General features: G+C 38.1%; 14 protein-coding genes. 7 read left to right on the top strand and 7 right to left on the bottom strand.

Going from position 1 to position 13296, the window contains the following annotated elements; all coding sequences use genetic code 11:
* Positions 1-23 precede the first annotated feature (23 nt).
* Positions 24-635, bottom strand: coding sequence for a glutathione S-transferase family protein (locus tag ABN236_RS09175; protein ID WP_311754970.1), 612 nt, complete (start codon positions 633-635; stop codon positions 24-26).
* A 92-nt stretch (positions 636-727) separates the two neighbouring features.
* Complete coding sequence (locus tag ABN236_RS09170; protein WP_349473860.1) at positions 728-1426, bottom strand: helix-turn-helix transcriptional regulator; 699 nt, start codon at positions 1424-1426, stop codon at positions 728-730.
* A gap of 223 nt (positions 1427-1649) precedes the next feature.
* Here ABN236_RS09170 and ypfJ point away from each other — a divergent pair, with 223 nt between their 5' ends.
* The 3 genes from ypfJ to ABN236_RS09155 all read left to right on the top strand — a co-directional run bounded on the left by ypfJ (position 1650) and on the right by ABN236_RS09155 (position 5099).
* Entirely contained in the window at positions 1650-2534 is an 885-nt protein-coding gene (ypfJ, locus tag ABN236_RS09165; RefSeq protein ID WP_349473859.1) for a KPN_02809 family neutral zinc metallopeptidase, read from the top strand.
* Positions 2535-2595: 61 nt separating this feature from the next.
* Positions 2596-3048 (top strand): DUF441 domain-containing protein, encoded by a 453-nt coding sequence (locus ABN236_RS09160; RefSeq protein WP_006533030.1) that lies wholly within the window; start codon positions 2596-2598, stop codon positions 3046-3048.
* Positions 3049-3050: 2 nt separating this feature from the next.
* Complete coding sequence (locus ABN236_RS09155) at positions 3051-5099, top strand: tRNA(Met) cytidine acetyltransferase TmcA (RefSeq protein WP_349473858.1); 2049 nt, start codon at positions 3051-3053, stop codon at positions 5097-5099.
* Here the strand turns inward: ABN236_RS09155 and ABN236_RS09150 are convergent.
* Positions 5062-5271: a YpfN family protein gene (locus ABN236_RS09150; RefSeq protein ID WP_075671870.1), complete on the bottom strand. Its 210-nt coding sequence runs from the start codon at positions 5269-5271 to the stop codon at positions 5062-5064. The genes ABN236_RS09155 and ABN236_RS09150 overlap by 38 nt on opposite strands.
* A gap of 98 nt (positions 5272-5369) precedes the next feature.
* On the opposite strand from ABN236_RS09150, the gene ABN236_RS09145 reads away from it, so the two are divergent.
* On the top strand, positions 5370-5753 hold the full coding sequence (locus tag ABN236_RS09145; protein WP_088495308.1) for a DUF454 family protein: 384 nt from the start codon (positions 5370-5372) through the stop codon (positions 5751-5753).
* A gap of 2 nt (positions 5754-5755) precedes the next feature.
* On the opposite strand, the gene ABN236_RS09140 is transcribed toward ABN236_RS09145, so the two are convergent.
* Genes ABN236_RS09140 through ABN236_RS09130 form a run of 3 tightly spaced genes read right to left on the bottom strand, consistent with a single transcriptional unit; the run spans position 5756 to position 7928 of the window.
* On the bottom strand, positions 5756-6424 hold the full coding sequence (locus tag ABN236_RS09140) for a M15 family metallopeptidase (RefSeq protein ID WP_088495309.1): 669 nt from the start codon (positions 6422-6424) through the stop codon (positions 5756-5758).
* Positions 6421-7551, bottom strand: a complete 1131-nt coding sequence (gene dapE / locus ABN236_RS09135; RefSeq protein WP_349473857.1) for a succinyl-diaminopimelate desuccinylase — start codon at positions 7549-7551, stop codon at positions 6421-6423. Before dapE ends, ABN236_RS09140 begins: the two co-directional genes overlap by 4 nt.
* Positions 7552-7556: 5 nt before the next feature.
* The gene (locus ABN236_RS09130; RefSeq protein ID WP_349473856.1) at positions 7557-7928 is read right to left on the bottom strand and encodes an ArsC family reductase; all 372 of its coding nucleotides are present in this window, start codon (positions 7926-7928) and stop codon (positions 7557-7559) included.
* Between the two features lie 206 nt (positions 7929-8134).
* On the opposite strand from ABN236_RS09130, the gene ABN236_RS09125 reads away from it, so the two are divergent.
* Positions 8135-8695, top strand: a complete 561-nt coding sequence (locus tag ABN236_RS09125; protein WP_088495312.1) for an SEN1982 family lipoprotein — start codon at positions 8135-8137, stop codon at positions 8693-8695.
* Positions 8696-8774: 79 nt separating this feature from the next.
* On the opposite strand, the gene ABN236_RS09120 is transcribed toward ABN236_RS09125, so the two are convergent.
* Positions 8775-9398, bottom strand: coding sequence for a response regulator (locus tag ABN236_RS09120; protein WP_069368881.1), 624 nt, complete (start codon positions 9396-9398; stop codon positions 8775-8777).
* A gap of 556 nt (positions 9399-9954) precedes the next feature.
* Between ABN236_RS09120 and maeB the strand changes: the two genes are divergently transcribed.
* The gene (maeB, locus tag ABN236_RS09115) at positions 9955-12237 is read left to right on the top strand and encodes an NADP-dependent oxaloacetate-decarboxylating malate dehydrogenase (protein ID WP_088495313.1); all 2283 of its coding nucleotides are present in this window, start codon (positions 9955-9957) and stop codon (positions 12235-12237) included.
* A gap of 182 nt (positions 12238-12419) precedes the next feature.
* On the top strand, positions 12420-13289 hold the full coding sequence (locus ABN236_RS09110) for a ChaN family lipoprotein (RefSeq protein WP_349473855.1): 870 nt from the start codon (positions 12420-12422) through the stop codon (positions 13287-13289).
* Positions 13290-13296: the final 7 nt, after the last annotated feature.

Below are 13296 nucleotides of genomic sequence, written 5' to 3'. Positions count from 1 at the left end.
ATTACATTTAATAATAAGAAAATTTATCGTAATTCTAAACTTTCTAATAATTGTTTAAATTCTTTATTAAGCGCAAGGCTATCAATATATTGATTAATCAGTGGGGTAGGTTGAATAAGTGCATACTTGCACATAAATATAAGGAAATAACCCACATACACATCAACGGCAGTCAGATTTTTACCACAAAGGTAAGGTTTAGCGCTGGCTAAGCCCGTCTCTAAGCAATGAAAAGCGCGTTCAAAAGAACCAAAACCAGATGATTTTTGCTGCTCTTCATTAAGTTCAATACCAAGCTCTTTTATAGTAAATGCAGATTCGATAGGGCCTGCGGTAAAAAAGAACCAACGATAATAAGCAGCGCGTTCGGGTGAATTAAGGGCGGGAGCAAATCCTTTCTCAATAAATTTATCTGCTAAATAAGTACAAATTGCCGCCGTCTCTGTAACGACGACTTCACCATCCACTAATGCAGGAACTTTTGCCATCGGATTAATAGCAAGATATTCAGGAGTACGCATTGGTGCGCCATATTCTAATTCAACACGCTGATAAGGCACATCTAATATTTTTAAGAAAAGCTCAGCAGTGTTACCGCGAGACATTGCATTAGTATAAAGAATAAGTTCACTCATAATGTTTCCTTACTGTGTTGATTAATATGATATTATTTAGATTAGGACAGCTAAACGAAGAACAGTAAGGAAGATATTACGCAAACCATGTGTCAATTTCTGTCAGGAGTCTCTTTCAAGATCTCTTTTTTCCAGCGTGAGAATAAATAGCTTTTAGGGTAAGGCAAATTATCACTTAATACTTCATAAGAGATAATTCTATCAAGCCTAAAATGGCGATAGCTTTGGCGTAATTCACACCATGCGGCAATAACTTGAGAATCTTGAAAATAACCCACAGCAATCGGCCAAATAATCCGAGTGCTTAATTTTTTTTGAGCATCCTGATAATCTATTTTGGCTTTCTTTTCTTCGCGTAAACTAAAACGCATATCTTTGGCAATGGTGTGATCAACTTCAATAATTCTGTTAGTGGGAACAAACAATGTGTTTTGTTCAAGTAAGGTTTGGTGCTGAGTTGTTACTACGGCATTGATTTTATTAATTGCCCGTAATGCAGAATGACTTAATTCTTTATCTGTATGACTTTCTACCCAACGTAAACCTAAAATAAGCGCTTCAAGTTCATTAATATCAAAGGTTAATGGTGGCAGGAGTAAACCTGATTTTAGTTGATAACCTATACCAGCTTCACCCGTGATTTCAGCACCTTGGTTACGCAAAGATTCAATATCACGATAAATAGATCTGACACTAATTTCCAATTTATCTGCCAGCGCTTCTGCTGTTATCGGATAGCGATTTTCTTTTAAAATCTGCAATAAAGTGAGTAAACGTTGAGTTCGAGTCATTAAATTATCTATTTATTAGTGAAGAAAAACACAAGGGTAAGAAATAAGAATTCTATTATGAAATAACTAGGATGTGTTGAGTTATTTTCTCTAACAGTCTCTATTATTTTGTTCTCAAAAAATAGGGAATAGAGAGTGCAATTTTTTGTTATTATCTCAAATCAAGTGATAAATTTGTTCAAAATAAAGCTAAAGTGGTCTATTTAAACAGTGGGGATAAGTTATGCGTTGGAATGATCGCCGAAGAAGTGACAATGTTGAAGATAGAAGAGGGCAATCTTCCTCCGCATCAGGTGGTGGTAATCTTCCATTAGGATTAATTGCACTTTTATTACGCACCAAATACGGGTTTGTGGTTATTATTGTTTTAGTGATAGCCAGTTTTATGGGGTTTGACTTTAACTCATTAACAGGTGAAACCAACCAAGCACCACAACGCAACGAACAACAAAGTGCCCTTTATAATGAAGCCGCAGATTTTAGTAGCGTCGTTTTAGCCAGTACAGAAGATTTTTGGCAAACTATTTTTGCACAAGCGGGCAAACAATATAGCTATCCAAAACTTGTGTTATATACCAATAGCACTACGACACAATGTGGCACTGGTACAAAAATAATGGGACCTTTTTATTGCCCAGCGGATAGAAAAATTTATCTCGATCTCTCTTTTTATAATGAAATGAAACATAGCCTAGGTGGCGGTGGTGAGTTTGCTCAAGGTTATGTGATTTCGCATGAAGTAGGGCACTATGTTCAGCATTTATTAGGTATTACTAATCAAATGCGTGAAAAACAACAAATGGCACGCTCAAAAGCAGAAGCGAATCGTTTATCTGTAAAATTAGAACTGCAAGCAGACTGTTTTGCTGGAATGTGGGGACATTTTATTGCAGGTGAAGGCCGTATTGATGAAAGCGATTTATTAACGGCGATAAAAACGGCGCAAGCGATCGGTGACGACAAATTACAGAAACAGCAACAGGGCTATGCCGTGCCTGATAGCTTTACACATGGCACCGCAGAACAACGTAAGACTTGGTTTATGCGTGGCTATAACAGTGGCAATATCAAATCTTGTGATACATTTGCTTCTTCATCTTTGAACTAATACCATTCATCGGTAAATAAAAGACAATTAACGCTATAAAGAGAAAGGCTTAGGAACAAACATGAGTAACGTTGATCCCTCACTATTAATTTTGCTGGTTCTCGCCGGGCTTGGCATTATTAGTCATAATATGACTGTAACGTTAGCAATGCTTGCTTTGCTAGTGATTAAAATCACGCCTCTAAATCAATATTTTCCTGTTGTTGAAAAATATGGCATGACCATCGGGATCTTAATTCTGACCATTGGGGTAATGACACCCATTGCAACAGGGCGTATTTCAGGGCAAGAAGTTCTTAACTCATTTTTAAACTGGAAATCACTGTTAGCGATTGCAATAGGTATCGCGGTTTCTTGGTTAGGTGCACGAGGTGTTTCTTTAATGAATAACCAGCCTTCAACAGTTGCTGGTTTATTAGTGGGAACCGTCATTGGTGTCGCACTTTTCCGAGGTGTGCCTGTTGGACCATTAATTGCAGCAGGTATTCTTTCGCTGTTAATCGGTAAATCCTAGCTGTGTCATTTTCTCATTTACATCAATATCAGCAAAAATTAGCGCAATTAGGGCAACGTCAGTTATTGCTATTAGCAGGTGATCCTGCATGGCAAGTGACGCAGATCCAGCAAATTACTCAATTATGCCAAGGTGATTGGGTCACAATTTCTTCCAATCAATCTAATGCTGTTTTGCCTGAACAAGCTATTCGTCTGTTAGGACGTGAGTTTCTGCATGCTGTTTTTGATGCCAATGGGGGATTTAATACTGATGCTTTAGCCATGTTAACAGGCACATTAAAAGCAGGTAGTTTATTGATTTTATGTCTACCTGATATTGAAAATTGGGATAGTTATATCGATAACGATAGTCAGCGCTGGAATGATGCTCAAGGTGTGCTTTCAACGCCAAATTTTATGGCGTGGCTAAAAAACATCACTTTGAGTGATGATCAAGTGATCATATGGCAACAATCAGCGTCATTTCAATTACCTACATTGATTGAAAAAACTAAACCTTGGGCGCTTCCACAAGGTAAACCGACCGCAGAACAGCAAGCGATTTTAGATAGTTTACTCTTATCGACATCCGGTGTTTGGAGTGTTATTGCACCAAGAGGCAGAGGAAAGTCAGCGCTGGCGGGAATGTTTATCGAACAGTATCAAGGAAGTGTACTGGTATGTGCACCAGCTAAAAATAGTACAGATATTTTATCTTCACATACCAATAAAGCCATTTCATTTTATTCTCCTGATAATTTATTAGCGCTATGCATAAATAACGAAATTCAAAGTGATTGGTTGATTATTGATGAGGCAGCCTCTCTACCTATTGCACAACTAGAAGCGTTGTGTGGTTATTTTCCTAATGTATTAATGACAACCACAGTACAAGGCTATGAAGGAACAGGGCGAGGTTTTATGCTGAAATTAGGAGATAACATTCCTAATTTACGTACCTATCAATTACAAATGCCCATTCGTTGGGCTAAAGATTGCCCATTAGAAAATTGGCTTAATCAGTTGTTATTGCTTGATGAGCCTGAGTATGATTTTGATTGTCAGCAGCAAGGTGAAGTCGATGTCCACCAGCTTCAAGGAAATTGGCACAATAACATTTCACAACTACATGATTTTTATCAATTGCTTACTAGTGCGCATTATCGAACAACATCACTTGATCTACGACGTTTACTTGATGGTCAAAAGCAACGTTATTGGTCAGCATCAATCAATAAAAAAATCGTAGGTGCTGTGTGGTGTATTGAAGAAGGTGGGCTATCTGTCGAGCTAGCTCATGATGTTTGGCTAGGCACTCGTAGGCCTAGAGGCAATTTAGTTGCTCAATCATTAGTCACTTATGGTTTAACACCTGATGCAATGTGTTTGAATTCATTGCGTATTAGCCGTATTGCTGTTTTGCCTCAATATCGACGTCAAAAAATTGCAGCAACTTTAATTTCTAATATTGTAAAAGAGAGCCAAGAACAGGCTATTGATTATCTTTCTGTCAGTTTTGGTTACACCGAAGTGTTAGCGCAGTTTTGGATACAATGTGGCTTTCAAATAGTGCGATTAGGAGTACATAAAGAGGCGAGCAGTGGATGTTATGCCGCAATGGCGATTTACCCACTAACAGAAAAAGGCAAACAGTTATTGCACTCTTCTTTACGTGCTTTTGCTTTGCAATATCCGCAGATACAACAGCAAACAAAACTCTGTTTAGCAGATAAGTTAATACCAAGTCATATTGCTACACCACAAGACGATTGGTTAATGATGGCGGGCTTTGCATTTGCCCATCGTCCAGCCCTTACTGTTTATGAGAGTGTTGCTAACTTTTTGGTAGGTTATGAGCAACACTACCCGTTACTAGTGGCTTTTTTTGTAGACAATAAATCAGTTGAGCAGTGTGTGGCTGAGTTTTCTTTATCAGGAAAAAAAGTCTTAACTAAGCAATTAAGAGAGCAATGCGCACAATTAATGGCTGAAAAAGATGCTCAGTTAACATCGCGTTATCAACAGTGGTTAGCTACTTATTCTCATCCTTCTTGTTTTGATTTTGTTTAGGCCAATCATCTTCATCATCCCATTTATCATTAAAATCACGATGTGGCGGTAACTTTCGCTTATTTTTAAGAAATTGCTTGGGATCGATTTTGTTCATATCTTTAATAGCGTTAATAATAATTCCTACTAAAAGAATTAAAATTACCCACCAATAGTCAGCAAGCCAGTGCATAAATAAGCCTTATATTTTAAAATTGTTGTTGAGAATGAGGATCTTTTTTATTTACTCTATAAAATAACGCAATAAAGCATGAGTTGGAAAAGCACAGCATGAAACGGATATTATTGATTATAGCAGGTTGGTTATGTGTGGGATTAGCCACATTAGGGGTTATTTTGCCTGTATTACCCACTACTCCTTTCTTATTACTAGCCGCATGGTGTTTTTCTCGTTCGTCAAAGCGCTTCCATTATTGGTTACTTTATCGCTCTTGGTTTGGCCCTTATTTACGATATTGGCAAACTTATCACGCTATGCCTAAAGGGGCGAAACCTAAAGCTATCTTAGTGATCTTAATTACCTTTGCGATTTCACTGTGGTTAGTGTCTATGCTTTGGGTCAGAATATTATTGCTGATAATCTTAGTGTGTTTGTTGATATTTATGTGGAGACTTCCTGTTAACGATCAACAAGAAGCTCCATGTGAAAAATAATGTTATTCAGGCAAAACAATGTAACGTGCAAATATTTCGTCAAGATTAGCTAATAGCCACTGTTTACCATAAATATCCTCTTCTTCTAACACCGATTTTAGAATATCAGGTGTGTAAGCAAGAGACGCTTCATGAGAAAGGGGCCAATAACTGATATGCCAAGGTTCATAAGCAATATCGCTCTCTTTATGGGTAAAAGGGCGATAAAAATCATATGCTGACATATTTTCCGTTAACCATTCATTAAGCTCTGCAAAATAGCCACCTTCTTCGTATTCCCAAGGTTCTAATTGTAATGATTGGCCTTCAGGTAAGCGAAAAGGATCGTAAATATCAATCTCAGTGCCCCAATGGTGGCGACTTGCGCCGGGCAAGGCTGACCATTTTAAAATAGCAAGACAGCGTTCACCTTCTGATAATGCATGAATATCGATTGGCTGGCTTTGTGCATCTAAAACAGGGCGACTGCCTTCAAACTTCCCATTCCATATCGCTAATTGACGATTAAAATCACGAAAAGAGCTGGCTGGCATTAACTTAAAGCCTGCTTTTGTGGCTTGTTGTTGTAACGCTAAAAAAGCCTTAGTGGCATTAAACTGTAAGCGATGTTGACCGGATAAAGTGACTAAATGGTCGGTAGAACGGCCTGTCAACATTAAAGGCGTTATCATAAAATAAGTTGCTCCATAACCCGCTGATAAATACGGCTAAGCTGTTGTAAATCTGCTGCATTAACGCACTCATTAACTTTATGAATTGTTGCATTAACGGGACCTAATTCGACAACTTGTGCTCCCATTTGTGCAATAAATCGGCCATCAGAAGTGCCTCCGCTGGTGGAGAGTTCTGGCTCTAAATTGGTGTAATGCTTAACGGAATAACGTACTGCTTCAAGTAACTTGCCTTGCCCAGTAATAAAAGGCTGACCCGATAACGACCATTCTAATTGGTAGCGAAGTTGGTGCTTTTGTAATAGAGCTTCTGTACGTTGACGAATTTCTTCATCTGTAATAGCAGTACTAAAACGGAAATTAAATTGAATAAACAGCTCACCGGGGATCACATTATTACTGCCTGTACCAGCATGAATATTGGCAATTTGCATTGTGGTGGCTGGGAAAAATTCGTTGCCTTCATCCCAAACAGTATTAACAAGATCTTGGATAAAAGGAGAGGCAAGATGAATAGGATTTTCTGCAAGGTGAGGGTAAGCGACATGACCTTGCACACCCTGAATAATTAAATTTGCTGTTATTGAGCCTCGACGACCGTTTTTTACCATATCACCTAAATGATGTTGGCTTGAAGGTTCACCCACAAGGCAATAATCAAGGCGTTCGCCACGTGACATCAAAGATTGTACGACCTTAACCGTACCATCTGCGGCTTTAGCTTCTTCATCTGATGTAATTAAAAAAGCGAGTCGCCCACGGTGTTCAGGATAAGAGCGAACAAAGCGCTCAGCTGCTACGATCATGGCGGCAAGCGAACCTTTCATATCTGCCGCCCCGCGCCCATATAACATACCATCACGAATAGACGGTTCAAAAGGCGGGTTATCCCACAAATTAGGATCACCAGTTGGTACAACATCAGTATGACCAGCAAAAGCCAGCGTTTCACCTTCACCACCACGACAAGCCCAGAGATTCTCAGTTTCACCAAAAGGCATTCTTTCAATAGTAAAACCAAGAGGGGCAAGCCTATCAATGATCAATTGCTGACAACCTTGATCATCAGGGCTGATTGATGGACGCGAAATGAGTTGTTGTGCAAGCTCAATAACAGGACAGGACATAAAAATTAGGCTCCTGTAAAGGTCGAATAATCATTGGTATCAAAACCAACAATAAAACGGTTGTCAGATGACACAAGAATAGGGCGTTTAATAATGGCAGGTTTATCTAACATAAGTAAAATTGCTGAGGTAACATCAGTGATTGCGTTCTTTTCTTCATCGGATAATTGACGCCAAGTTGTTCCTCTTTTATTCACAAGTGTCTGCCAATCTAAATTTTCTGTAAAGGTGCGTAATAATGCTTCCGTCAAACCCTCTTTGCGGTAATCATGAAACGCGTAAGGAATATGATTATCATCTAACCATTTACGCGCTTTTTTGATGGTATCGCAATTTTTTATGCCGTACATGGTATATGTCAGGTTTGTCGTGGACATGATATTTTCCTTATATGACAATACGTAATATTAGTATTGATGTGAATGAGTGTTATACAATTCCAAAATAACAGCTTTTGTTGTAGTGAAAAATCCTATTTACATTATAAAATATATCGGATATTAAACTGTCACGTTAGTGTAACGAATTGTGTAGCGTAGAGTAATACAAATACGAATAAAGATTTCCGTTGGTAAAAGAAAATATGAAAAGTATTTCACTGAGTCTTATATTGCTTTTACTCTCTTCTTTTAGCTGGGCTGATGAAGAAAAAGACAGTCCAAAAGTTGATGAGTATAAAATAGCCTTAGAGGCCTTTTTTAACAGTGATTATTTATTGTGTTTGGGCGAAGGGAAATGGCCTGTGTACAGCAATGAAGATGATGCACCCTGGGTATTAGAAAGAATGCATGCATTAGTCGAAGCTGGATTGATTGAACAAACCGCAAATGGAGAAGAGTGGGTGTTTAATCTTAGTGAAAAAGGGCGTAAAGCTTGGCAACCTTATCAAGATTTCTGCTATGGTCATCTTTTCATTAGTCAGATAAAAGAAATTCAGCCAATAGACTCAGGTAAAAGTAAAATTTATTTCTATTATGGAGTGAGAGGTATTCCTTCATGGGCAACCAATGAAGAAATACAATCCGCTTTTAGCGAACTTGATATTGTGATTAATGGAATAAATCGAGAGTTGTATCAGTTAAATATCGAAAAATTACCAGATAACCATTTTAAAGTATTGAGCTATCCTGTACCTATCGAGTAATAAATGACTTGATACAGACTTAAATGAAATACTGAAACGATATATCTTATTACCCCGACCCAGTGTCGGGGTAAAACGTTTAGTACTGATGCTTAATAAGAATAAGACTGGCAGCTAAACGAGAAGTGACTTGCAATTTCTTTAAAATATTACGAATGTGAACTTTCACTGTTTCTTCAGAAATAAATAAATTCTCAGCAATTTGCTTATTTTTCATTCCAGCAGACACTTCATGAAGAACATCCAATTCTCTTTTAGTCAACGCTGAAAGTGGATCAGAATAGTTTTGCCTAAGCTGAATATATTGCCACACTCGCTCACTGTAAACCGGATGCCCAACAGCCGCTTTACGCAGACTAAGTAATAGCATGTCTAGCTCACATTCTTTTAAAAGATAACCGTTTGCGCCTGCATCCAACGCAGCGTAAACATCATTACGTGAATCAGAAACGGATAAAACAAGAACATAAGATGTTAAACCAGAGCGACGAAGTGTTCGAATAATATCAATACCTGAACGCCCTTGTAGATTTAAATCCATCATAATTAAATCTGGATTTAACTGTTTTGCAGCGGTTACAGCCTCTTGAGCATTGCCACTTTCGCTTACTACGACAAAATCCTTGTCTTTTTCTAACAATAGCCGTAATCCATATCTCATGATAGGGTGATCATCCACTATCATAATTGAGTAGCTAGGCATAACCCCTCTCCCTAAAAAAAAATAATAATGTGCGTAATCTTTCCAATAGCAGAAAATAAAAAAGTAAATTCCAAATGAGGAATAAAAATTAGAATCAGACATCTTATTAAAACAATAAGAAAATAAAATTGACGGTTGGCAATATTACACCAATTATTGTTACGGGTAAAAAAGAAAATAACCAAAAAGACTAACAAAACATCTAATTCTATAAAATCTTTATAGTTACAATGAGTTGTACAGAAGTAAGGCTATTTTAAAAATAATCAACAAGTGAAAATAGTTATTGTTTTTTTAAACTATATAAAAAATTTAATTATTTTAAATGTTAATTTAATATCTGGTAAATAATAAACAAATATTGTCTTTTTTCTGTTCGAGTTTATTACACAGATGAAATTAAATAGCGTTAATAATATACCTATAACTAGGTATTAATTGTTTATAATGAATCTAGTTTACTAATTTGAAAAAAGTGTCGGAGCCGTCATGATTTAACGCTCCATTACCATTATACTAACGAAGCCCTTACCCTATTGATACAAAGGATATGAAGATGGAAGACAAATTAAAACAAAGCGCTCTAGATTTTCATGAATTTCCCGTACCTGGCAAAATCACAGTAACACCGACAAAACCACTTACAACCCAACGTGATTTAGCATTAGCTTATTCACCGGGTGTCGCCGCTCCTTGTTTAGAAATTGCAGCAGATCCTCTAGCAGCTTATCGCTACACAGCCAAAGGCAACCTTGTCGCGGTGATTTCAAATGGTACTGCGGTACTTGGACTTGGAAATATCGGTGCCTTAGCAGGCAAGCCTGTGATGGAAGGTAAAGGCGTTTTGTTTAAGAAGTTTTCTGGCGTTGATGTTTTTGACATCGAAGTTAATGAGACAGATCCTGATAAACTCGTTGATATTATTGCGTCATTAGAGCCAACATTTGGTGGTATTAACCTCGAAGACATTAAAGCACCAGAGTGTTTCTATATTGAGAAAAAACTGCGTGAAAAAATGAATATTCCTGTATTCCATGATGATCAACATGGTACAGCGATTATCTCTACAGCCGCTATTCTCAATGGCTTGCGTATTATTAAAAAAGAGATCAGCAAAGTAAAATTAGTGGTATCAGGAGCCGGTGCCGCATCTATTGCTTGTATGAACTTATTAGTTGCTTTAGGGCTAACACGCGAAAACATCACTGTATGTGACTCTAAAGGGGTTATCTACCGCGGTCGTGAAGCCAATATGGCAGAAACTAAAGCGGCTTATGCGATTGAAGATAACGGTACTCGTACATTAGATGATGTTATTAATAATGCCGACATCTTCTTAGGTTGTTCAGGACCGGGCGTATTAACGCAAGAAATGGTCAAAAAAATGGCACGCGATCCACTTATTCTTGCGCTTGCCAATCCAGAGCCTGAAATTTTACCACCGCTAGCAAAAGCAGTACGTTCAGATGCGATTATCTGCACAGGGCGTTCTGACTACCCAAATCAGGTTAATAACGTATTGTGTTTCCCATTCATCTTCCGTGGCGCATTAGACGTTGGTGCGACGGCAATTAATGAGGAGATGAAACTTGCTTGTGTTCATGCTATTGCAGAATTGGCATTGGCAGAACAAAACGAAGAAGTTGCTTCTGCCTATGGTGATCAGGAGCTCTCTTTTGGACCTGAATACATTATTCCAAAACCATTTGATCCACGTTTGATTGTGAAAATTGCGCCAGCAGTTGCAAAAGCAGCGATGGATTCAGGTGTTGCAACACGCCCAATTGAAGACTTCTCTGCTTATATCGAACACCTTAATGAGTTTGTTTATAAAACGAACTTATTTATGAAACCTATTTTCTCTCAAGCGAAAAAAGAGAAAAAACGCATTGTGTTAGCAGAAGGGGAAGAAAATCGCGTACTGCATGCAACACAAGAGCTAGTAACATTAGGATTAGCTACACCAATCTTAATTGGTCGCCCTAGTGTGATTGAAATGCGTATTCAGAAATTGGGTTTACATATTAAAGCGGGTAAAGACTTTGAAGTGGTGAATAATGAAAACGATCCACGTTTCAAAGAGTACTGGCAAGAATATCACCAAATCATGAAACGTCGCGGTGTATCACAAGAGCAAGCTCGCCGTGCAATGATTGGTAATCCAACACTGATTGGTGCCATTATGGTTCGCCGAGGTGAAGCAGATGGCCTGATTTGCGGTACAGTAGGTAGCTATTCTGAACATTTTGAAATCTACAAAAATGTGTTTGGCTTACGTGAAGGGATGGAAACTGCCGGAGCAATGAATGCACTGTTATTGCCAAGTGGTAACACCTTTATTACAGACACTTACGTCAATGAAGATCCAACCGCAGAACAACTAGCAGATATTACGATTATGGCTGCTGATACTATCCGTCGCTTTGGTATTGAGCCAAAAGCAGCGCTGGTTTCTCGTTCAAGCTTTGGTTCATTTGATAGTCCATCTTCAATCAAACTCAGAAAAGCATTAGAGATAATCAAACAACGCGCACCTGAATTAGAAATTGATGGTGAAATGCATGCAGATGCGGCATTAGTAGAATCTATTCGTCGTGACGTGATGCCAGATAGCCCATTAAAAGGCTCTGCAAACCTGTTAGTTATGCCAACAATGGAAGCCGCACGTATTAGCTATAACTTATTACGTGTAACGAGTTCTGATGGTGTAACAGTAGGGCCAGTATTAATGGGTGTTGCTAAACCAGCTCACATTTTGACACCAATTGCGTCAGTGCGTCGTATCGTGAATATGGTGGCATTAGCTGTTGTTGAAGCTCAGGCACAATCTCAAAACTAATTATCACTAATTAGATAGTTCCATCCATAAAGCGCCTTTTATCAGGCGCTTTTTTTGTGTTTCTAAAATAGATATAAAAGCATTAAATGCAAATTAATATAAGAATGATATTGATAATTATTAGCAATAATATTAACCTATTCGCCCAACTAAAATAAGTATATATAACTAATAGGATGATTATGTTTTTCTCAATATCAAAAAGGATCTTGCTACTAGTTTCATTAATTAGTCTTTCAGCATGTCATTCGATAGAAAAACAACCTGCATCAACGGTAGATCTGGCAATTATTCAGTCGGCAAACATCATTGATACTCAGACTGGGCAATCCATCACGGCAGATACACTGCTAACACGGTTAGCAAGCCAATCACGTGTGATTATTGGTGAAAAACATGACAATGCTTATCATCATGATATTGAATATTGGTTGATGACAGAGCTGCCTAAAAAACGCCCTCAAGGTGCGGTTTTACTTGAGATGCTAACACCAAGCCAACAATCATTAGTTGATAACACAAAGAAACGTTATTCAGGCTCTGAATACTTACGTGATGAGCGATTAATGGCTGCATTAAAATGGAATTCAGGCTGGCCTTGGAAATGGTATGGCAATATTGTTAAAGCAGGGCTGAGTGCTGAATATCCTTTGTTAGCCGCCAATATTGATCGCAGTGAAATATCTAGTGCGTATAAAAATTCTCCTATTATTGATGGTGTGCATTCAACTGATACATCCGTTCGCCAACTCATTCAAAAAACAATCGAGCTTTCTCATGGTGGTGAGCTTGATAAAACTCAAGCAGAAAAAATGACAGTTATTCAGCAATTGCGTGATCGTGCAATGGCTAAAAGTTTATTAGATGCTCCGACACCCGCACTTTTAATTGCTGGCTCTTTTCATGCGACAAAAGTAATGGGTGTGCCTTTACACGTTGCTGATTTAGCACCGAATGAAAGCGTGACAGTCGTGATAATGGCAGAAGAGGGAAGTGATGTTACTTCAGTTCATGCCGATTATCTTTGGATAACACCTGTCGCATTACCTTAATTTCTTG

It is taken from the genome of Proteus sp. fly-1013 (genome assembly GCF_040140245.1).
GTDB lineage: Bacteria > Pseudomonadota > Gammaproteobacteria > Enterobacterales > Enterobacteriaceae > Proteus > Proteus mirabilis_B.
The sequence above is the reverse complement of the archived record's forward strand: the minus strand, read 5'-3'. Positions and strand labels throughout refer to the sequence as shown.

Coding starts and splice junctions, on each gene's coding strand:
- ABN236_RS09120 (WP_069368881.1), bottom strand. CDS start 9,398: ATGCCTAGCTACTCAATTATGATAGTGGATGATCACCCTATCATGAGA.
- ABN236_RS09160 (WP_006533030.1), top strand. CDS start 2,596: ATGAGTAACGTTGATCCCTCACTATTAATTTTGCTGGTTCTCGCCGGG.
- ABN236_RS09125 (WP_088495312.1), top strand. CDS start 8,135: ATGAAAAGTATTTCACTGAGTCTTATATTGCTTTTACTCTCTTCTTTT.
- ABN236_RS09110 (WP_349473855.1), top strand. CDS start 12,420: ATGTTTTTCTCAATATCAAAAAGGATCTTGCTACTAGTTTCATTAATT.
- dapE (WP_349473857.1), bottom strand. CDS start 7,551: ATGTCCTGTCCTGTTATTGAGCTTGCACAACAACTCATTTCGCGTCCA.
- ABN236_RS09130 (WP_349473856.1), bottom strand. CDS start 7,928: ATGTCCACGACAAACCTGACATATACCATGTACGGCATAAAAAATTGC.
- maeB (WP_088495313.1), top strand. CDS start 9,955: ATGGAAGACAAATTAAAACAAAGCGCTCTAGATTTTCATGAATTTCCC.
- ABN236_RS09145 (WP_088495308.1), top strand. CDS start 5,370: ATGAAACGGATATTATTGATTATAGCAGGTTGGTTATGTGTGGGATTA.
- ABN236_RS09150 (WP_075671870.1), bottom strand. CDS start 5,271: ATGCACTGGCTTGCTGACTATTGGTGGGTAATTTTAATTCTTTTAGTA.
- ABN236_RS09170 (WP_349473860.1), bottom strand. CDS start 1,426: ATGACTCGAACTCAACGTTTACTCACTTTATTGCAGATTTTAAAAGAA.
- ypfJ (WP_349473859.1), top strand. CDS start 1,650: ATGCGTTGGAATGATCGCCGAAGAAGTGACAATGTTGAAGATAGAAGA.
- ABN236_RS09140 (WP_088495309.1), bottom strand. CDS start 6,424: ATGATAACGCCTTTAATGTTGACAGGCCGTTCTACCGACCATTTAGTC.
- ABN236_RS09175 (WP_311754970.1), bottom strand. CDS start 635: ATGAGTGAACTTATTCTTTATACTAATGCAATGTCTCGCGGTAACACT.